The organism is Candidatus Kirkpatrickella diaphorinae, from assembly GCF_025736875.1.
Lineage (GTDB): Bacteria > Pseudomonadota > Alphaproteobacteria > Acetobacterales > Acetobacteraceae > Sorlinia > Sorlinia diaphorinae.
In genome coordinates this window covers 1,192,781-1,211,825 of the sequence record NZ_CP107052.1, presented here as the reverse complement: position 1 = coordinate 1,211,825, position 19,045 = coordinate 1,192,781, and the positions used below count along the sequence as shown (strand labels likewise).

The 19,045-nt window shown below is 55.0% G+C and carries 19 protein-coding genes; 1 reads left to right on the top strand and 18 read right to left on the bottom strand.

Annotated features, from left to right (window positions below; genetic code table 11):
* Positions 1 to 2: 2 nt before the first annotated feature.
* From N5W20_RS05415 to N5W20_RS05345, 15 genes are all read right to left on the bottom strand, one after another.
* Positions 3 to 296 carry a hypothetical protein gene (locus tag N5W20_RS05415; protein ID WP_319806153.1) on the bottom strand — a complete coding sequence of 98 codons (294 nt, stop codon included), beginning with the start codon at positions 294 to 296 and terminating at the stop codon, positions 3 to 5.
* A 37-nt stretch (positions 297 to 333) separates the two neighbouring features.
* Positions 334 to 1,284: an SU10 major capsid protein gene (locus tag N5W20_RS05410; protein WP_319806152.1), complete on the bottom strand. Its 951-nt coding sequence runs from the start codon at positions 1,282 to 1,284 to the stop codon at positions 334 to 336.
* A gap of 23 nt (positions 1,285 to 1,307) precedes the next feature.
* Positions 1,308 to 2,231 carry a hypothetical protein gene (locus N5W20_RS05405; RefSeq protein ID WP_319806151.1) on the bottom strand — a complete coding sequence of 308 codons (924 nt, stop codon included), beginning with the start codon at positions 2,229 to 2,231 and terminating at the stop codon, positions 1,308 to 1,310.
* A complete protein-coding gene (locus N5W20_RS05400) occupies positions 2,228 to 2,539 on the bottom strand; it encodes a hypothetical protein (RefSeq protein ID WP_319806150.1) in 312 nt (103 codons plus the stop codon). The genes N5W20_RS05405 and N5W20_RS05400 overlap by 4 nt, the downstream gene beginning before the upstream one ends.
* The gene (locus tag N5W20_RS05395; protein ID WP_319806149.1) at positions 2,517 to 4,562 is read right to left on the bottom strand and encodes a portal protein; all 2,046 of its coding nucleotides are present in this window, start codon (positions 4,560 to 4,562) and stop codon (positions 2,517 to 2,519) included. Before N5W20_RS05395 ends, N5W20_RS05400 begins: the two co-directional genes overlap by 23 nt.
* A complete protein-coding gene (locus N5W20_RS05390; protein ID WP_319806148.1) occupies positions 4,563 to 6,137 on the bottom strand; it encodes a hypothetical protein in 1,575 nt (524 codons plus the stop codon).
* Positions 6,124 to 6,735, bottom strand: coding sequence for a hypothetical protein (locus N5W20_RS05385; RefSeq protein WP_319806147.1), 612 nt, complete (start codon positions 6,733 to 6,735; stop codon positions 6,124 to 6,126). The genes N5W20_RS05390 and N5W20_RS05385 overlap by 14 nt, the downstream gene beginning before the upstream one ends.
* 115 nt (positions 6,736 to 6,850) lie before the next feature.
* Positions 6,851 to 8,863 (bottom strand): hypothetical protein, encoded by a 2,013-nt coding sequence (locus tag N5W20_RS05380; RefSeq protein ID WP_319806146.1) that lies wholly within the window; start codon positions 8,861 to 8,863, stop codon positions 6,851 to 6,853.
* Positions 8,860 to 10,773, bottom strand: a complete 1,914-nt coding sequence (locus N5W20_RS05375; protein ID WP_319806145.1) for a hypothetical protein — start codon at positions 10,771 to 10,773, stop codon at positions 8,860 to 8,862. The genes N5W20_RS05380 and N5W20_RS05375 overlap by 4 nt, the downstream gene beginning before the upstream one ends.
* A gap of 12 nt (positions 10,774 to 10,785) precedes the next feature.
* On the bottom strand, positions 10,786 to 11,817 hold the full coding sequence (locus N5W20_RS05370) for a hypothetical protein (protein ID WP_319806144.1): 1,032 nt from the start codon (positions 11,815 to 11,817) through the stop codon (positions 10,786 to 10,788).
* A gap of 194 nt (positions 11,818 to 12,011) precedes the next feature.
* The gene (locus tag N5W20_RS05365; protein WP_319806143.1) at positions 12,012 to 12,371 is read right to left on the bottom strand and encodes a hypothetical protein; all 360 of its coding nucleotides are present in this window, start codon (positions 12,369 to 12,371) and stop codon (positions 12,012 to 12,014) included.
* Positions 12,334 to 12,609: a hypothetical protein gene (locus N5W20_RS05360; RefSeq protein ID WP_319806142.1), complete on the bottom strand. Its 276-nt coding sequence runs from the start codon at positions 12,607 to 12,609 to the stop codon at positions 12,334 to 12,336. The genes N5W20_RS05365 and N5W20_RS05360 overlap by 38 nt, the downstream gene beginning before the upstream one ends.
* On the bottom strand, positions 12,606 to 14,222 hold the full coding sequence (locus N5W20_RS05355; protein WP_319806141.1) for a hypothetical protein: 1,617 nt from the start codon (positions 14,220 to 14,222) through the stop codon (positions 12,606 to 12,608). Before N5W20_RS05355 ends, N5W20_RS05360 begins: the two co-directional genes overlap by 4 nt.
* A 1-nt stretch (position 14,223) precedes the next feature.
* A complete protein-coding gene (locus N5W20_RS05350) occupies positions 14,224 to 14,889 on the bottom strand; it encodes a hypothetical protein (RefSeq protein ID WP_319806140.1) in 666 nt (221 codons plus the stop codon).
* A gap of 62 nt (positions 14,890 to 14,951) precedes the next feature.
* Entirely contained in the window at positions 14,952 to 16,040 is a 1,089-nt protein-coding gene (locus N5W20_RS05345; protein ID WP_319806139.1) for a hypothetical protein, read from the bottom strand.
* Between the two features lie 1,025 nt (positions 16,041 to 17,065).
* Between N5W20_RS05345 and N5W20_RS05340 the strand changes: the two genes are divergently transcribed.
* Positions 17,066 to 17,413 (top strand): helix-turn-helix domain-containing protein, encoded by a 348-nt coding sequence (locus N5W20_RS05340; RefSeq protein WP_319806138.1) that lies wholly within the window; start codon positions 17,066 to 17,068, stop codon positions 17,411 to 17,413.
* On the opposite strand, the gene N5W20_RS05335 is transcribed toward N5W20_RS05340, so the two are convergent.
* The 3 genes from N5W20_RS05335 to N5W20_RS05325 form a co-directional block, all read right to left on the bottom strand.
* Positions 17,399 to 17,794, bottom strand: coding sequence for a type II toxin-antitoxin system death-on-curing family toxin (locus N5W20_RS05335; protein ID WP_319806137.1), 396 nt, complete (start codon positions 17,792 to 17,794; stop codon positions 17,399 to 17,401). The two genes, N5W20_RS05340 and N5W20_RS05335, sit on opposite strands and share 15 nt — an antisense overlap.
* Entirely contained in the window at positions 17,791 to 18,045 is a 255-nt protein-coding gene (locus N5W20_RS05330) for an AbrB/MazE/SpoVT family DNA-binding domain-containing protein (protein WP_319806136.1), read from the bottom strand. Before N5W20_RS05330 ends, N5W20_RS05335 begins: the two co-directional genes overlap by 4 nt.
* A gap of 287 nt (positions 18,046 to 18,332) precedes the next feature.
* On the bottom strand, positions 18,333 to 18,602 hold the full coding sequence (locus N5W20_RS05325) for a hypothetical protein (RefSeq protein ID WP_319806135.1): 270 nt from the start codon (positions 18,600 to 18,602) through the stop codon (positions 18,333 to 18,335).
* Positions 18,603 to 19,045: the final 443 nt, after the last annotated feature.

Here is a 19,045-nt window from a genome sequence, read left to right as displayed (position 1 = left end):
TTTTAAACCGCCTTTGAGGTCGCGATGAAAGCGTCCAAATGGTCTCTCTCCAGCAGCCTGATGATTTCTCGGGCCTCCATCCGCCAAGGGTCGTATCCCAGAGCGTGCCAGAGGTCGAAGACGGCGGCGGGGACATCCGCCACGTGCATGTATTCCGCCTCCCGCAAATGCGCTGAGGCCATGCGTTCTGAATGGAGGTTGGAGAGGAACGCGTCGCTGATGTCCTGTTGACGATGGATGATGATGCCACCATCCTCAATTGGGTGCAGGTTCTCCCGCACGTCCAGCACGGTCATGTCTTCGTGGAAGGGCTCCCGAAGGAGCCCCAACGCCCTAGCCAAGGTTCGTTATCAGCACGGAGGCATTGAAGTTCACGTGTTTGAGTGAATGCTCCCCGATGATCTGCTTATTTTGGCAGTCGCCGACTTTCGCCAGGTCCTGCGTGAACCAGGGCCGGAAGGGCACTTTTTTCCACATATCTGCGTCAAAAAGGAGGGCGTCAGCGGTCGGGTCTTTCCGCTTCGGGTTGGCGTTCGTGCCACGTAAGAAGCGATTCATCACGACTTTCAGAGTGCCATAAGGGCTCTTGTAAATCGAGATGCTGTTATTCAAAGTGGTTGCCTGATTTTCAACGAACACGGTTCGACCTGAGGCGGAGAAGCTTGCCACGCGAACACTATCGGAGGGCACGACCATCAAGGTCGTCAGATCTGCGCCCGCCGCATAGCCTGCCTGCTGCGCATCCAAAACCATTTGCTCGGTCAAGGGTGTCGCATCGGATTTTTTGCTGCCCGCGTTGAACCCGATACCTGCTGTGTAAACTTTCGAGGGGTCGATCATCCCTTGGAAGCCCGCCATTGTCCTCGCCGTTTTGCCGTCACCTGCTGTGAAGGCTTGGCCTGACCCGATATAGGCCCATTCAAGATCGCGTTTGAGCTCTTTGGCGCGCATGGCCATCTGGTAGCTCATCTCCTTGCCGCGACCGTAGCTCTTGGTCGCCTCCATGGAGCCAGTGACGGACGCAGTCTTGGTGAAAATCTGCGTCGTGTTCTGCCGCATGACCGTCGGCTGAGCGTTCGCTTCCGGTGCAGGCGCGCCTTCGGCAGCAGCGTTGCTGCCAACCTCCATAAGGCTGTCCTCCTGCCACTCAAATATACGCTGCGTCACACGGTCGGCGGTGCCGATCATAGACTGGAAGGGGGTTTTCGTCGGAGAGATATTCGAAATGATGTCGGAGACATCTTCTTTGACGCCTACCGTGTTGTAGGTATCGACGGTTGCCATTTAGATTGGGATCACTTTTCAAATTAGAAGCGGGAAAGGAATGCGCTTGCTATCGCATCTGTATTGTCAGGCTGAGCGCGAAGCTCTTTCAGCGCCCTTACGTGCGTTTCAACACCTTCTTCGACACGGTTTGCGCCAGGCCGGAGGGTTTTTGTCGGCTTATTGACGACACGTTTCACCTCATCAGAGGCAGATTGGCGGCCTTGGTCATAGAGATAGGCTTTGTGAAGGATGCGAATGAGATTTGGGGCAGTGACATTTTCGACATCCGGAATGCCCGCCCCTCGACCGTAATCGACAAGTTTCGGGTAAAGCGTCTGGAAGTCTTTGATGCCATTGATTGGGTCCGTGAGTTCCTTCACAGCGGCTTGCGCTTCCGCAACGCGGCGGCTCTGTGATTCCTGTCTCTGCTGCTCCAGACGCTGCTGCGCTTCCTGTTGCAGGTAAGCGACGTTCTGGTAGGCTTTTGTTGCATCTTGTTGCAGTTGGACAAGAAGATCTTTATCGACGTTCGGATCGCTTGCAAGGGCGCGCCAATCAATCTGCGCATATTCCGCATATTGCGCTTGCGCGCGTTCCAAGAGGAGATTTGAGAGGGTTTCGAGCTGCTCTAATTGCTGTGAGCGGGTCTCGGAGAGGCGCTCAGCTTCAGCGGCTTTTTCAAGTGTCTCCGTGTGTGCGGAGACGATCTTCTCAAGTTCGGTCCGGGAGAATTTACGCGGACCTTCTTTCAATGAGAATTCGAGGCCATCATCCTCTGCGGTCTGGGGCTCACCCCCATTGCTCGCGGCATTTTGCTCCGCAGAGCCATCATTCTCTTTACCACCGTCACTCTCGTTCGAGCGCGCGGAGAAAGCCTCAGCAGCATCGAAATCTTCATTCTGTTCGGGCGCGGGAGCCGTCAACTCAATTGTGTCCAGGCGTTCTGGCTGTTCGTTCTGACTCAATCCATTTCCTTGTTCTGTTCAATAAGCGCCTCCTCGGCTTCGCCAGCAGCCTTCCAGGCTGTTAATTCGCTGCAAATAAGCGTCAGGCCATGTTGGAGGAGATGGTGATATTCCCGCGCTTCGATACCGCTTTGTCCAGGTGGCGAGGCCATCATTGCTGTGAGATTATAATTTGTGAGGGCATTCACCACGGCGAGGAACGTTTCATTCTCAAGGAGCGCCTTCGCATTGAGGCCGCGCTCAATCATCTCCTCCGAGCGCGCGACGGCACGCAGGATCATGTCATCATCCAGGGCTGACGCGCGCAAAACCTTCTCCTTTCGCGAGAGCTTCTTCAGAAAGGGCGAGCTCAGCGTGATCGAGCGCAATCTCATGCGCGAGCTTGTCGCGCTTCAATTGCTGATCTCCGTCGGTTTTCATCTGCTGATGCATAAGCTTTGCCATGGCGGCTTCATGCTCAGCATGTGCCTGTAACTGCTTGAGCTTGATATTCTCTGTCGCGGCTTCTGCGTTGGCCATTTTCACCTTCGCGTCGGCCTGCTTCACTTGCAGATCGGCTTCAGCCGCCGGGTCAGGCTGAGGTGGCGGGACTTTGTCGGGCGAGAGAATGAGGCTATCAGCGTCTTTGATGCCTTTATTTTCGAGGACGCGGCTGAGGACAAAGTGGCGTTTTTCAATCGGATAAAGTGATTGCAGCCCGTTGGCCGGGTTGGCCAGATACTGATCGATTTCCATCCATTTATTGGCCTCTTGAGCCTGCTCTCCGTAACCGAGGGCGAAGGAGACGACCATCTCAGTATCTTCAGGCCATTGCGTGAAATCTGTCATTTGCCATGCGCCATTCGATGCCTGCACCAACTTATTTGGCTCCTCATTTTCGATGACGAGACGGTAAACGACCGAATAAAGCTTTCGCAGAAAACCTTCCGCGAAATTGCGTGCAACGATCTTCTGGCGTGTTTGAGAAACCGTGATGAGGTCCTGGATCATCGCTTGAGAGTTCTGCGTTGAAATCGCATCCTTATTCAGCCCTTGAGAAAGGCTGCTGATTCCGCTGATCTCCTCCCCGTTGGCGCTGATTTGCGCCATGGTCTGGAAGACGAAGGGGTTGAGGGAAGGCTGTGGCAGGGGCGCGACGGAGTCCATGACATTTCGCACATTGACGATCCCACCGAGGCGGTTCTCCATCAGCTCGCGAGGGTTGGTCAAACCCCCATTTGCCACCATATAACGGGGATTGCTGGTGATCATGGCATGGTCAATGATCGCTCTTGCAAGGTGGGTCTGCGCGCGTTGTGTCGGTATCAAAAGAGCCGCGTAATTGACGCCCCAGAAGTCATGGCTGCGGGGGAGGGGGCAGAAATCAATGAAGGGGCGGCGATTGACCGGCTCCATGTCGAGGATTTGTCCGCCGCAAATATCCACCTTATGAAGCTGCGTGCGGCCGTCACCTTCGACGTCCAGCTCCAAATAGCACTCGTAAAGGGTGAAACGCTGTTTGCCATATTGGCTCGATGAGTCAAATTGTGTGCCGACCGCATCCGTTGTCGCGGCGAATCGCTGAATAAACTCTGGGTCCGTCGCCATCTCCAGTCCGTCATCAGCTTGGAGTGTGTCCACAATGTTGCGCGGATAACCCTGCTTAATGAGGTCGCTGCGCGTCAGACTTTGGCGGTGATAGACGAGATCAGCCTCATCTATTGAAGGGGCGCATGGAGAGATGCCGAACTCTTCTGGCGGAAGAGGAGCGATCCGCACTTGGGAGCGATTGCGTTTGCACATGAAGCGCACCCGCTCAAGCGGGCCGTCCTCGTCACCACGTTCAACAGCGACGACGCGTGCTGTCGGGTCTTTCGTGAGAAAACCGATGATCTGCTCTTCTGTTGGTTTGGCGATTTCATAGTTTTCGGTGGAATAGTTGGACTCCCACCAGACCTTACAAATGCCGTTTCGGCCCAGAAGACCGTCCGTCATAATTGCCTGGAAAATCTTGAAACCAGGATTCTGCGAGAAGATGACATGCGTGACATAATCTGTCCGAAATCTCGCGGTGGCTTCGTTTTCCTCTGGCGCGGGGACAAATCGGACGGGACGTGAGTTGCCGCTGAAGACCTCCAATAACTGGGCCTTCATGGATTCCGTGCCGTAATACACATTCATGCTGTTATAATTGATGGAAGAAGCATGGGCCTGCTTCGGTGATTGCGCGTCGTAAAATTGTTTGACGTCTGTCCGCTCACGGGAGAGCCTGCCTGCGCTGCCCGCCCCGCCTATCCGGTCAATCCCGGCCTGGACGATTGCTGCGATCTCAGCGCGCTTTAATTTTGGCAATTAATCCTCAAGGGTAACATACCACTGATCTTTCATGTTGATCGGAGTCCAGCGCCGTTCCACAATGTGCAGGGCGAGCGCCAGCGCCATGACGCAATCATCATGCTTGCCCCTATCCGCCTCCATCTTCCCGGATTCCGTGACGATGAATGTTTTCATTTCGTCAATCGTGACAGGGTCGTAGATTGAGATTTCATCCTTTCGGACGGCGGCGCGCAGCTTATCGATGATGAGTGGCTTGCTTTGAACATTTGTCTGGAAACCGAGGCGTTTAGTGAATGCGTCAGTCTGCTTATTATGAACTTCGTCGCAATAAAGGTTAGCGTAGCCGAGATCCTTGAATAGGCGGGTCACGGTCAAGATGCCGTGATTATTCGCCTCGACGATGATCCGCGCATCGTTGAAAAGCTCTCCCAAATCTCGCAGGACGTGCGCGAAATAATCGGGATCGACCTGCGCCCGAAAGAGGCCCACTTGCCGCGCATCAGCGTCTAGAATTTGCGCAACCGACCAGTCACCTTTGACCCCTGCGGCAACGTCCGCGCCGATAAAATATCGCTCAGCCCCCGAGATTTCGTGAAATAAATGCAGCTCCCCACGAGAGTGCGTCTCGAATTTATTCCCTTCATGCGCCATGCGCCGGACCGGCACCTGAATCGTCCGGGTCAGTTCAGCGACTTTACTCGGCTCGAAGACGGGCCGTCCCGATGTGAGAAAGGCTTCTTCCGGCGTTGCAGGATATTCCTGATGCCATAGGTCGAAGCCTTTTTCAGCGATCTTCTGACGGCGAAACATCAATTGATGGTCGTCCAGCGCATATTTCTCAGCTTCGACCTCTTCTTCCGGCGTCCTGCAAAAGCCCGCTATCGGCGCGACACGACAAGTCGGGTCGATATACCAGGGCAGGAAAACGGGAATGAATTCAGACTCGCCGCGCGTGGCGGCCTGCCATTGCTCGTAGAAAACGCCGGACATGCCGTTCGCGGTGCTCTCCACGTAAACTTCTGTATCCGCAGTTTTCGGGACCGCATCCATCAGGCCAGAAAAGATTTCTCGGCTCGACGCTTTGGGCCAGAAAGCCACCTCGGAGGCATGCACATGGGTCAAGGTCTCGCCGCGTCCGACCGTGTCTCCACCCGCCGTTGCGACAATGTACCCGCTATCGAGATAACCGAACTTCAACTCACGGCGGTTTGACGCGCGCGTAGAGGGTTTCAAAATGTCTGGGCAAAGCTGGTGGAAGCGCTGCGTCATATCAAAAAGCGTGCTGGTGGCGGTGGCGTGGTTGGTCACCACAAGTGCTTTGCGCGCTTTCGTTTGCGACGTTCGAAAGTAAAGGCGTCCTTGCACCCAGGAGGACAATCCAAGCTGACGGCTTTTGAGGATAATAATGCGCACGCGGCCCGTGGCCCGGCGCTGCGCCTCAACGATTTTGTTGAGGCGGCGCTGTGCTTCATTAAAGCGGAAGGGCACGATCTCAGAATTCTTCGTGCGAATATTGAGAGCGTGGCGTGCGTAAAATTCGTAATCCTCGAAAAGCCTCAGCCGGACACGTTGCTCATCAGTCAGCGCCATCGGAGGCCAAGGCGGCTTTCTTCAAATTCTCCAAGTAGGATTCGGCAACGCCGTGCTCGACCACGTTCTTCGTCGCCGGTTTCGCCTTCGTGTATTCCAACACAGTTCGCATAGCAGAAATACGATCTTTGAGCGGGTAAGCGTGAAGGGTCGTGGGGTCGGCTGTGTTTGGATGGGGTGCTTCAGCCACGATGATTTGGAAAGCGGCTTTGAGCGCCGAATTCCCCATCTCATCATCGTCAACAAGTTTCTCTTTGAGTAAGTAGGTCATTATTTTCTCCGCATCGCGCGCGGCCTTTGCCCGCGTCTCCAATAGCAATTGTTTCTTGCCACCCCACCCTTTGGGAACGCCTTTGCCGTGAGAAAGCCATTTGCCCTCGGCGCGGAGGACTTTGACTCGCTCACGCTGCCGCTCTTGGAGTTTTTTGTAATCTTCTTCAGTTTTGGGGTAGCGATGGATTTTACCGACAAGGTCTGGATACCAGACCCCCTCCAGACGGTCATGGAGAAGGGGGTTTTTCCGCGAGGGATAAGTGCGTTTCCGGACGCGGATCAGACGGGGTTTGCCGTTCTCATCTAAATAGGTTTTCGGGGGCATCTATGTATATACTCAAGTCCCTTAAGAATGTTCGTGGACATATGGCGGTGCTGTTCGGCTTTGAGGAAAGTGAACGTCGCCGCGTGGCGCCCACCTCTGATGACGTGGCCTTTCTTTATTCGATGCCCTTCATCACTTCGGGCGGGAAATAATCCTCCATTTCAGGTAGGGCCTTTATCAAGTCGTCCCTGATTTGCTCTTTCACTGCGCGCTCCTTGACCATTTTGATGCGCTGTAACGCAATGGCAGCTTTATGGTGGCCAGCGGCAGCCGCCGTTTGAGCAAGCCCATCAATCCCGGATCGATAGCTATCAATGGCGCTTTGGTAACGATAAGCATTATTCACCGGTGAACCGCGATTAGACGGGCCGTTCGGCACGGTGCGGACTGCCCTGTCCACAGCCTCGCTCGCCTCGCGACCATATTGTCCAGGATGCGTGCCATGACCGCGTTTGTGCGCGACGATTGAGGCCAGATAGTGGATCGTTTCCGGGCTCAGATTTTCAGATGCGCGCGCCCGAGCTGCGATATCTTCCGACATGCCGTTTTCACGTGCATCAGATATTGCACTCTCAAATTCTTCCGCTGAAGCGCCGGTGTGATTATTTTTTTCGAGCAATTTATTAGCGTAGGCATGCCCACCTTTTGATATGGGCGCAATGCCATCACCTGGTGGTCGCGGCTTCTCAGGCATATCGGACACCGCGCGTGTCTGCGGCGGGGGCAGGGGTATGTGTCCGCCACGCCCGCCCTCATGAAGAAGCGTGCCGTCTGACAATCCTGCCGGTGAGCCAAATTCTCCCTGCGTAAGCTCGAAGAGCGCTTGAGGGCTATTACGTAAAGCGCGCGTTGCTTTTCGAAGGAGGGGAAGCGGAGATTTTGGCAAGTCCTCGCCGTGACGTTTGAGCACGATTTCGGCAGCACGTTTATTCGCCATAGCGGGCGTCACTGCTGTGCCCAACACGTGATCCAAGCCCCGCCCGAAAGTCTCAAGCGGTTTATTGGTAAGTTTGGATGTGCCGGGGACAGCGAGAGCTGTCAGCTCCGCGACTGCTGAGAGGGGGTGGTGCATCGCCGACGCGGCGACCGTCCCGGCTTTGATAAAGGGCGCGGCTTTTTGCGCAAGCGAGGCGAAAGGCCCTGATGATGCCGTCTTAAATTGCTGGCCGGAGACGTCGTTGAGTGTGTCCAGGGCAGCTAATACGCGTTGCCGACTAGGCATCAGCCTGCTGTTGATTTGGCCTAAAGCCGAACCCTCTGATGTGGAGAGTCCGTTCGTGTGCGCATTGGCCTGGCTGATCGCGGTCGCGAGGTCGTCACGCGTGTAGCGATCAATGAATTTGCGCTGATGAGCGGCTCGAACATATTGGTTAAGGCTACTTGTCAGGTCTTTTTTAAAAGTGCCCGAGGCCTGGAAATCGCTGATGGGCACAGGACTTCCGGCAAGCGTATCTTCGATGCCTTTGAACGTACGTGCGGTTCGCTTTGCGTCGTCAAGCGTCATTTGACGCGCCTTCGCGCGCGCCATGACCTCTGTTGCCCCTCTGCCGAGCGCCGCCCTTGCCTGGGGCACGGCCTCGACCGCGCCTCCGGCAGCCAGACCCGAAAGAATTTGGGCTCGGGGCGAGAATCCATGATCGGCCGCCATGTCCGACGCTGCGCCGCTCAAAGCGCCAGAAGCAATAAGTTTAGCCGTTCGCGCCGCCTTTGGGAGAAGCTTTGCACCTATCCCGGTGGTGCCCGCTGCGAGACCAGGTCCGACGAGACTCACACCATCGACGGCGTAATCCTCCAGCCTGGATTGAGGCGCATAGATGCCGAGCTTCGTGGCTAATTTGTCCGCCGCATGCGTTGTGGAATAGCCCAGCTTATTTGTTGCAAGGGTATAGGCTGTCGACGGCAAATCAATGAGGCCGGTAATGCCGCGCATGATGCCACGCGCTGCAAGTCCTTCCAGGCGATCGCCCAAACTATGCGGGATGACCGGGAAGCCTTCAGCATTGGTTTGTAGCTTCGCCGCCAGCTCAGGAAGGCGTCCTTCCAAACCTTTTGAAGATGCGGTGGCGAATTGGGCATAACGGTCGGCGGGCGGGTTCGCGACAAATTGGGCGTATTTATCCTCGCTCATTGTTGCGGCGCGTTCTTGCGGACCCAGGCCGCCGACCCTTTCCCGAAATGCTTCTCAAAATATTCTTCCGCATGAGGGTCCTTGTCTGTCAGAAACATCTCGATAGCGGCTTTCGGGATATTGAAGGGAGCACGTGCCTCGTCTGCCCCGGGAGCAGACGGCCTTGAAGCCGCGCTTTTCCTTCCGCTCCGAACCCAATCGTCGTAATCGGGCATCTCAACTTCCGTTACGTGGCCCTTCGCATCCTCCGCATAGGCGGATGGATAAGCCTGGGCATATTGATCAATGAGCGGGTCGATATCCGTGGTCAAAGACCCGCCTGGATTGGATTGCATTAAGCGCAGACGTGCTTGTACGAGCTTTTCCAATCGCTCGTTCTGAGCCAGACGCTCCGCAATAATCCGTCTTCCTGCCTCGGCGCTCGTGTGCGCGTTCGGCACCTGGGCCTGCGCGGCGAAGATTTCGGCGTTCCGAATATTTCCGTTGGTAGGAAGGCTGCTCAAAGTCAACGCCCCAGCATCCTTCCCCAATTTATCGAGATCGGCCACGCCGTTCGGTGAAAACTTATTGCCAAGTTCGAGCATATATCCGGATAAGCCGCCCGTGCCGAGATGTCCCGGACCGTTCAGGTTGTTCAAACTTTTCGAAATTGAGCGCCAATCCATCGAATTTCGTTGGATTTTTGTAAGGTCGTTCGACAGATCGCCCAGAGCTTTACTATTTTCGCGCTGTGCTTGTGAACGGGCTGCATTCTGGGCTGCAACCCCCCGTTGGCGACTGACGAATGTCTCCGGAATGTGCCAAGGGTCCATTCCAGGCGACGTTACGCCATTTGCCGGAGGGGTCTGCGGGAAGATTTGCGCTCCCTGCGAAGCGGCTGGAGGAGCCGGGAAAGGTGTTTGTGGGGGTCCGTCAGCCTGCCGTGGTATCTGTGCCGCGCTCCCTGTATCGCCGAATGGACCCGGTGAAGGAGGACTGATTGACGGGGGCACCGACCCACCATTTTGACTGCCCTCAAATCTTGGCGCTTCCGTGCCATTCATCATAGCGTTCTGGATCATTCGCTGGCGCTGGACATCCAATCGGGCGTTGCCAAGCTGGCCCATTTGCCCCAGGCGCAGGCGTGCGAGGGCGTTTCGCTGGTCTGCGGACGCCGCCTGCGTATCGGTGCGGTAATTCTGAGCGTCGAGCTTATTATATTGGAGGTCGTTCCGCTGGTTATTCATCTCCGACTGGAACTCGGTGAGCGCGTCACGCTGCTTCATTTTTTGAAGCGACATCGCACGGTCTTGCGCCTGGCTATCAAGCCCTGCGAGATTGCCGAAAGCCGCTGAAATGCCTTGTCCAAACGTGCCTTTCCCTGCGAAACCAGATGCGAGGGCCGCCAGCATTTGGCTCGTATTTCCCCACGGATGGCCGGTATATTGACCACCACTCATTTCAAGCTCTTTTGACGGCGCACGCGGCGTATATTTCAACGGGGTGTCACGACAAGGATTGGGCACCGAATGCTCCTGAGAAGATAAGGGTCGCGAAGGGGCGGGCGGGATCGGGCTCTCCAATCGGGCCGCGACATGCTCAAAGTAATGGGGGTCGCCGCCGCCGTTAAATTGACGCACAATTTGAGGGATGTCAGTGGGTTTAGACGGGTCCAGACCCGAGGCGCGCGCCCGATTGAGCGAATAATGCACCGCGTCAATTGTTGACTGGACAGGGTCGTTTAAGTCAGCCTCGGGGTAAGGCTTGATGCCAAAACCTGGATTGCGCGCTGTCGCATGCGTCATCTGCATGCCGTTGCGACTTGCCCGCCCTCCGCTGCTTTCCTGCTGATACATCGCGCGATAATAAGGTGCCATGGCGGAGGGGACATTGTTCATCGCAAGTGCGATGTCGATCGGTTCCATGGGCATTGATGGCTGGCCTCATCGCCCCCCGCCAAAGAATCTCGAAGCGATGCTGGCACCACCCAAAAGGCCGCCGAAGATGTCTCCCGCGAGATTGGAGGATTGACTTGATGAAGATGTGCCGTTTGAAACGCCGCCCCAGTTCCGGCTTCCCACTGTGTTCATATAGTCGTTCAATATGCCTTGATTATAACCGTTGCCCTGCTGCCATTTCTGGTAAGCGTTATTGAGCGCATTCTGGTCCATCGCGTTCTGCGCCTGACCTGCACCGGAGCCGAGCATCCAATTATTTAAAGCATTTTGCATGCCGCTATTCGCGACATTATTGGCGAGGCTGGCAGCGTTACCCATTTGGCCATTCGCAGCGAGGCGCGCGTTGAAGTCGTTGGATGCGTAATTCTGCTGCAAACCCGCAGCGCCCATGAGAGCGGCATTCCCCATCGCGCCTTGAGATTGCGCAGCGCCTGCTGCCGTGCTGAGACCCGATGCGCGTTGCCCTGCGGCGGTGCTCAAACCCTGATTGTAAGCGTTGTTGTATATGCTGCTGTCCGCATGGGCTTTTGCAAGCGCTGCTTGACCTTGGGCCTGCGCATTCGCAGCTCCCGCGCGCGAACTATTCAAAGCGCCGCCCGACGCCGCAGCGCGGTTTATGCCGGGCAAAGTCGTTTGATTGAGCGTCTGGTCGATGTTGGCGTTCGTCGCATCAACCATGGATTTCACGGCAGAGCTGTTCATGTAGCTTTGGGCATTATGTGCCAATTGTTGCGTCGGATCGCTCATCGCCTGATTGATGACGTTCGACATGTTTGACTGCGCACCGTCGAGCGCCTTGCCCCCCGAGACGCCTGCATTGTTTAAAGCTTGACCAAGCTGTCCGGGCATTGATTGAGATGCTCCACCAAGGCCTTGATTGGCAAAATTCTGCGCATTATTGAGGTAGCCGTTCAACGCTCCGGGCAAACTATTCTGACCTGATTGCACTTGCGCGTTGGCGAGGCTGCTCCCCGGCCCGTTTGCGAATGCATTTGCGTTTGAGATGGCGTCGCTCATCGGCGCGTTCGACCCAGCGACGCGATCCCCCGTATAGGGTCCGGCGGCTTGGCGCTGGTTGTAAATATTCTGCGCTTGATTGAAGGCATTTTGGATTTGGCTCGCTTGAGGAGCCCAAGGTGATGTCTGGGAGTTTTGCGTTGTTTTTGAGGATGATCCGCCCATGGAGCCTTCTTATGGCCCGAAGCGAGCCGCTAATGTTGAAAGACGAGGATTGGTTTCCCCGGGAAAGGTCGGCAAAAAATTGGCACAGCTTTCTGCGTCTCATCGGAGATGACGGACCCACAAAACAGGAAACCGAACAGGTCAAGGAATTTGGCAAGCTTCAAGTCGCCCCCTCCGCGCCCCGCCACATAGACCGGTTCACCTAAAAGGGCCTGCAAGATGTCGATGTCGCGCGTAAATTCCGCCTTGACGCGTTTGTTCCAGCCGAAGACATCGGCGTGGACGTAGATGCAGACGGGGCCGCGCTCATAACTGATCATGTAGTTTGGTCTGATGGCGACGGGGACGCGGTTAGGAGAAATACTGCCAAGATTTTCGGGCTGCGTCATAATAGACCCATCTATCTTCCGCCTGACCCTCAACGGGACGCCAATCGCCGCGAGAAAGCCGCAATGCGCCGTCAGGCGGGTCTTTGGGAGGTGTGTCGCTCGCTTGGGGGCATAGGGCTACAAGGGCGTTGATAACGTCTGTCAGGGAGGCAAATCGGCGATCCACATATTCCTGCTTCAGCTCTTGCAACACTTGTCCGAGAGGCAAGGCCAAAGGTGTGAGTGCCTTATGCTTCATCTGCGACCTCCAGAGGCAACATCGCAGTCAAAACCGGATAATTCAAAATCGACAAGCGCGTCTACTTGATATCGATAGCTGAAATATCGTCCACCTGTCCGAACATCGACCTTATATTGCTTGATAGGATCGAAAAGAACGGCTGGCTTCCATTGATCGCCACCCGAAGGTGTCAGAGCTCCGCCGACGGAAATCCTGACCGTGTCTGGATTTCTCGCGAAGCTTGCCTGCGGGTAAACGCGCAAGACCTGTTTGTAAGTTGCGAGGTCGGCTCCCTGCAGGTCGAGATCAATCCCAGTCCTCTCTATCCAGGCGGGAGCATTGCAAACGGCCTCCACCGCAAGGTTTTTCTGCTTGCCCGTATCGACGAAGTCATAGGCTAGAATGCGGCTGGCAGGGGCCATATCAGGGACAGTTGAGGACGCAAAAACAATCGAAGGCGTGTGCCCGCCCTCCAGATCCAAATAGGTCGCAAAGAGCATCTCAAAGGAGATGCCAGCTTTTTCCATATCCAGGTAACGTTGGCCTTGTTCAAGGCTGGCCACGTAGCCTTGCACGATATTAGGAAGGTCGATGAAGGACCATGTCGAAGATGCGATGTTGAAGATTGCTGCCTGATTGCAGCCTTTGCCCTGGAATACTGCATCCGACGATGAGGACCGGTAGGCGAAAATTACGTCACCATTGATCGTGTCGTAAAGTGTGAAGAAGTTTTCCGTCGCATCGCGATCGAGTGTCTCGAAGACGTGGGCTCGAATACGCCCATCGGCGATCGACTCCCTTGAGGTGCCATCATGGCGGTAAATGTCGGATGTTCCGAAGCAATAATGAACACCATTCACCTCTGCGACGCAGTTAGGCGCGATGACCCCGCCATTAATGCCCAGCCGCTGGAACGAGAAGATCATCTCATTATTGATCTGCTGCACAAGGTAAGCTTGATCCGAGGCGTAGACCACGAAGGCATGTCGCATTTCTAGCCCGTCGATGATCGGCGAGGAGAGGCCCTCTAAGACGTTTTCACCGGCATTGGTCGTCGGGTCATTGGCGTCCCAGGAGGAGGGGGGCTGTCCGGCGAGGGTGAGATCGCTCCATTTAAACATTTGGGGGATGCGCGTGCCGCCCTTCGAGACATTGAGCGCGACGATGTAATTGCCGAATGTGCGCAGGCTCCTGCACGACCAATCCTTGTCCCAGCCTGGCAAAGGCGTGAATTTCTTGCTCTCTGGCCCCCAGAATAGTGGCGCTGCGCCCGGCACGTTCAGATAGAGCACGTCCCCTAATGACGTTGAACTCGGTGAAAGTTTTGAGGCGGGCGGGGTCCAGTTCTCCGGCGCGACATTTTCATCACCCGCCTGGCTGGCCCGATAGATGCGTCGATCGTCCCCGAGGAAGAAAATTGAGTCTTCAAGCGAAGCGGGCCGATAGGCGCATGAAAAAAGCGCGGGCCTGCCGAGGCGCGCCCAGGTTTTGAGGACAGGTGCACGCATGGCTTTCCCGGCATGAAAGCGAACGTTTTGCCCAGCCGACCAGGCATTAAGGGGGAGGCTGTGCGGTGGCACGTCCCTGATGATCCCCTGCTGGGCGAGATCACGGAACTGAATGAGCGCCATGTTAGGACGGGTTCGGCGGCGTCAACGAACTGAGGACTGGCGCAACGGGGAGTGTCGCAGCCTGAGCGTTGACACCCGAGATGATGTCAAGAAGCTGCTTTTGGTAGGCGACGCATTCCGGCGGGATATCGAAATCGTAAGACGCGATGCGACGGAAAAGCTCTGCCCGAAATTTATCCAAAGCCGTGATCGCTTGCGCGACAAGATCGGGATCGACTGCGGTCGGGGTGTAATCGATAATTTTACCGTTCTGGACACCCTTACCGGTAAGCTTATGGAAATCCTTATCGTCCCACTCATCGACCGTTACCGGAATCAAATCCTCTTTCGAAGGGATGCCGCGGTAATTAGGCTCCAGCCAGGTGTCGATCCACCTGATAACAGGTGTCGGCTGCGGGGCGGTTGTGCGATATTCAGCATAATATCGCTCCGGCCATCGCGGCTGCATCGTGGTGGGGTCAACCCACACCCATCCCCCTCGCTCGTAGAAAAGTCTGGCCTGGAGCGCGGTAAACGCAAGGTAGGTCCTGGACGGGGCAGCGGCGAGAAAGGCTTCAAGGGCGTCTTGTGCGACTTCACCAATCGAATTGACGTGTGTGGTTTCACCATCGTGAACGATGGCACCGACCCACGCGGATTTTTCAAAATCGCGAAAATTGGCGCTCAAGGAAGTGTCCAATCAAGACTCCTGAAAAGAAAAGAGGAAGGAAGAGAGTGGCGGCACCATGATCATTCTTTTCCGAAGGCCTGCACCTGGAGACCCGCCCCGCCAATATCGGATTTGATCGTGAAGCCCTCATTTGTGATGTTGCCGATCGTGACATATCGAAAGGCACCGCCGTCCGACCATGTTGTCGCGACGATGCTTGAAACATGCGAAAATCTTCGCGGGAAGCTGACGCGCCAATTGGCCTGTAACGGCCCTGTGCCGAAACATTGGGCGAGACCGTAATTCGGGAAGCGGAACACCCTGTCATCACCCGAGGAGAACTCGGCGCGCGTTGGGCGGTCATTGAGCAAATTACGGATATTTGGGAGGTCCTGCCCGTCATTGAGGAAGCGCCCATTCGGGGAGTAACAATGGCCGTCATTTCGGAACTCAAAATGATGCCGTCCTCCGTTATAATCGATATGCGCGATGAGTGTGCCCGAATATTTGCCCGCGATATCAAAGTTGTAGATCTCGGTGCGCTCTTGGGCATAAGGGCCATTCGTGGCGAGGCAGCCGCTTGAATAGGCGCTGCCGGGCGTCGTTGACCCGGTGTAAAGCTTGTTGAGGACGAGATCGCCGTCACTGCCAATATTGCCCTGGACATTGATGGCCCCCGTGAAGGTGTCCCCCGCTTTTTTCGCGAAAAGCCCATTTGCCCAACTCTGAAGTGCGCTCACCTTTTCACTGAGCAGGCGCGTGACCTGGCTCAAGGGCGTGGCCTGATTGTCAGATTGCGCCTCTTTAAGGTCTTTCAGAGCGTGTCCCCCGGCGCTCTTATCGTCGCCCCAAGCGGCACCATTGGCGTCCTTGACGGCTTTAGCCAGCCCCTCAGCGAGTTGCGCGACATTGACAGCGTCCGTGTCGGCCTCTCCCTTGACGATGCCGGTGAGCTTATGCTCTGTGAAGTCAGAAGCACCAAATTTGCCCGAGGCAAGCTTATCGAGCGTTTCTGCGGAGGCGGCGAGGGACGTCGTAAAGTTGGGGAAGGTCTTTTTAAGGACAGATTTGATGAGGCGGATGTGATCACCCGATTGTGAGACGAGATCAGTGGTTTTAGGGTTGGACTCATCCAGTTGCCCGATATTCTGGGCGGTCTCTAAGGGCAAGGCACCTCACTTGAGCTGAAAATCTTGGGAGCGGACAGGTCGGAAAAAGCCGGGAAATATCAACACCAACAACAACAGCTTTAACCGATTTTTTGAAAGGATTTTTAAAAACCCCCCAGGGGTCCCCGGAAACCGTTGAAAGGACGTCGGCAAGCGCGTCAGTCGAGCCCTAAACGAGCCCTAAAATCCCGGCGATGCGGAAGAAAACGAGGCTGGATAAGGGTTTTGAGAGGGGCCGCAGGAGCTCTCAAAGCTTCTGAAGGGGGTTGAGAGGGCGGTATTGCACGTGTTTTGAGGGGGATACGCAAAATCGCCAAGTCAAGGCGGGATGACAGTCTTTGAGAAAGAAAAAACGGACGTTGCCCAGGCCACGTAACTGCGAGAGTCATAGGTGATACCGGGGCTTTCCAGGCGATGGTGGGTGACGAAGGTCAGCGGTGCCGACGCGCAAAACTGCTTGGCCTCCCCAGCCATCATAGGGCAACCATTTACTTGCACGGCCCTCAAGCCCCCGAAGCAGCCCTAAAAACGACCGCTGACCAAGTGAACGCCGCATCAATCTGACTGAGACCGACCTTGAGAGGTCCGCGCGCGACGACGGCGTTGGTGGCACCGACCACGCTCGACCCATTCGACCACAAGAAAACCAAGACGAATCAATCAGTTAGGGGAACGTGCAAGTAAATGGTTGCCCTGTGAAGCAAAGCCAAGCCAAAAAAAAGAAAAAAACATACTCAATATATTTACTACCTCTGAGAGCCTCTCATCACCTCTCACCATCTCAAAGAGCCTTTGAAAACCTCTGAGAGTCTCTCAAGCCTCCTCCTCCATGGTGGCTTTCCTTCCCCCTCCTGAGTTAATGTTTCTTATCTATGTCTTTAGGGTGGGATGTCGTGTTCCCAACCTCCATGGTCACGTGAGTGACCCTTCCAACCTTTTCATTCCTCATGTATCTTGCAGTAAGTCGTTATATAACATACTGTGCGTTTGTTCTTTAACGCGGTAAAGTCTGGGAGGCTGACGAGATGCCCATCTACAAGATGTATGTTGAGAAAGAAGATCGTCAGAATGGCGGTGCCTATTTGAAGAGCCTGCGTGAGACGGCTGGCATTGCCATTCGGGATGTTGCGGATGCGCTGAGGCTCAACCGTGTCTATCTTTACTCGATCGAGAGGGGAGATGCGCCGTTGCGGCCTGAATATCTGCCGAAGGTGGCGTCGCTCTATGGAGTGGATTTGGCGGAGATGTCGAAGCGTTATCTCCGCTATCGTGACCCTTTAATCTATGCGTTCATCTTTGGCGATGAGGGTGATCCAGGGCTGAAGGAGATGCGTCAGGAGTTTGTGGAGGGGGAACAGTCAAACAGACCTTGAGCGCGTATTTTCACTCAGGAAAGCAGCGTAGCCCTTGTCTGACATTTTGCCCTCCGCGAGTGCCATCACGGCGTGGACGACTTCCTCCTGCTTTGCCGAAAAGGCAAGGCCGTTGATTTCCAGGAACAGGGTGCCGAGGACAAATCCAGTCCGCTTATTGCCGTCGATGAAGGGGTGGTTCTGCACAATGCCACTCGTGTAAATGGCCGCGAGAGCAGGAAGCTCAGTCTCTGGTTTGTAGGTCGCATGATGTTTCGGGCGGGCCAATGCGGACTCAAGGAGGGTGTTGTCGCGCAGGCCGGAGGAGCCTCCATGCAACACGATCAATCGGTCATGGATGACGAGAGCTTCTTTCGCTTTGATCCACTGCACATTTTTCATTTTGCGAGAACGTGCAGTGCATCGCTGAAGCGCGCCATGATGTCCTCAGCGGCCGCGACCTTCTTCTGAAACTCCTCGTCATAAGGTGAAATGCGATAGCCTTCCCCAGCCACTTCAGAGAGGTGAAGTATTTTTCCATCTCCGGTGTTCAGACGTGACACAACCTCTTTGGGCAGGACGACGCCCAATGAATTTCCGAATTTTCGAACCTTGAGTTCCATGTCGTTGACCCTCCTGATGTTATTACACATGTAATAACTTTAGATGTCAAGATAATGTGTCAGGGTCGGGAAAGCTGGGTTGCATTGTCTTAGCCTTGCTAAAATGACGAAACATATCTGATAAAGCTGATATGATCAGGTCAGATGCTCTCCAGGCCTAAGCCGGATCAGTATTCGAGACCTCGCGCGGCGAGGCCGCTGCGCCATCATGACGGGCCTCACGCTCCTCGGTGCATCGTGACGAAAATAGGCGGGGCTATGAGCTCCGCCTATCTCTGTAAAGCAGCCGTGTTGATCGTCTCCTAACCAGGTCTGATTCAATCCTTCCACTGACATCGTCGCAAAATCTCATCGACCTCCTTTGAGAGGCGCTTTGTGTAGCGCCGTAGCTCGTCGAAGGACGCGTTTGGGTCGATATCATCGAATTCGATCGGCATGCGCAGCTTTTCGCTGTCTGCACGCGCGATGGCGAGGTGGTGGATGATCTCGTCTTCAAACGTTCGGCAGTTTTTTTCGGCGGATTTACTGATCCATCTCCTGAGATTCAAGGGAATGGACAGTTGAATTTGGGGATGTTTGTGGGTCATGAGGGAATTTTATGGCGGGTTTTGGGATTGTTCAACGGTAATTTAACGATTCGGATGAGATTTTTATGGATCATTACCTTGTTATAGATCTTGAAGACCGTGAGGGCCAGTTAGTAAATACATTTGTCTGAATATAGATTAGTGGAATACCACAACCATAGGCGGTAATCCCGCCGGAAGGCCGCTAATCTACACATCTCGGTTGTATTCTCGGTTGAGACACTTACGCGAGGTGGTCCCGCCCTATGAGACTGTTTCCACCCTCAATCTCCCAACAATCAAGGAAGTCGGGTATGCCTGATGACAAAAATCGATTGGCCTCAATTGGAGGCAATTTACCGGTCCAGAAGCGATGACGGCAACGGCAGGACGTTTGTTACCGTTGCTGACGAAGGGATATTTCATGCGTTTATAAGAGAATGGATCTGGGGTAATGAGGCTCT

Bases quoted from the DNA above. Each gene is read 5' to 3' on its own strand.
- N5W20_RS05375 (WP_319806145.1), bottom strand. From the start codon at position 10,773: ATGCCCATGGAACCGATCGACATCGCACTTGCGATGAACAATGTCCCC.
- N5W20_RS05335 (WP_319806137.1), bottom strand. From the start codon at position 17,794: ATGAAAAATGTGCAGTGGATCAAAGCGAAAGAAGCTCTCGTCATCCAT.
- N5W20_RS05390 (WP_319806148.1), bottom strand. From the start codon at position 6,137: ATGGCGCTGACTGATGAGCAACGTGTCCGGCTGAGGCTTTTCGAGGAT.
- N5W20_RS05365 (WP_319806143.1), bottom strand. From the start codon at position 12,371: ATGACGCAGCCCGAAAATCTTGGCAGTATTTCTCCTAACCGCGTCCCC.
- N5W20_RS05415 (WP_319806153.1), bottom strand. From the start codon at position 296: ATGACCGTGCTGGACGTGCGGGAGAACCTGCACCCAATTGAGGATGGT.
- N5W20_RS05385 (WP_319806147.1), bottom strand. From the start codon at position 6,735: ATGCCCCCGAAAACCTATTTAGATGAGAACGGCAAACCCCGTCTGATC.
- N5W20_RS05330 (WP_319806136.1), bottom strand. From the start codon at position 18,045: ATGTGTAATAACATCAGGAGGGTCAACGACATGGAACTCAAGGTTCGA.
- N5W20_RS05355 (WP_319806141.1), bottom strand. From the start codon at position 14,222: ATGGCGCTCATTCAGTTCCGTGATCTCGCCCAGCAGGGGATCATCAGG.
- N5W20_RS05340 (WP_319806138.1), top strand. From the start codon at position 17,066: ATGCCCATCTACAAGATGTATGTTGAGAAAGAAGATCGTCAGAATGGC.
- N5W20_RS05360 (WP_319806142.1), bottom strand. From the start codon at position 12,609: ATGAAGCATAAGGCACTCACACCTTTGGCCTTGCCTCTCGGACAAGTG.
- N5W20_RS05380 (WP_319806146.1), bottom strand. From the start codon at position 8,863: ATGAGCGAGGATAAATACGCCCAATTTGTCGCGAACCCGCCCGCCGAC.
- N5W20_RS05410 (WP_319806152.1), bottom strand. From the start codon at position 1,284: ATGGCAACCGTCGATACCTACAACACGGTAGGCGTCAAAGAAGATGTC.
- N5W20_RS05325 (WP_319806135.1), bottom strand. From the start codon at position 18,602: ATGACCCACAAACATCCCCAAATTCAACTGTCCATTCCCTTGAATCTC.
- N5W20_RS05370 (WP_319806144.1), bottom strand. From the start codon at position 11,817: ATGAGCGACGCCATCTCAAACGCAAATGCATTCGCAAACGGGCCGGGG.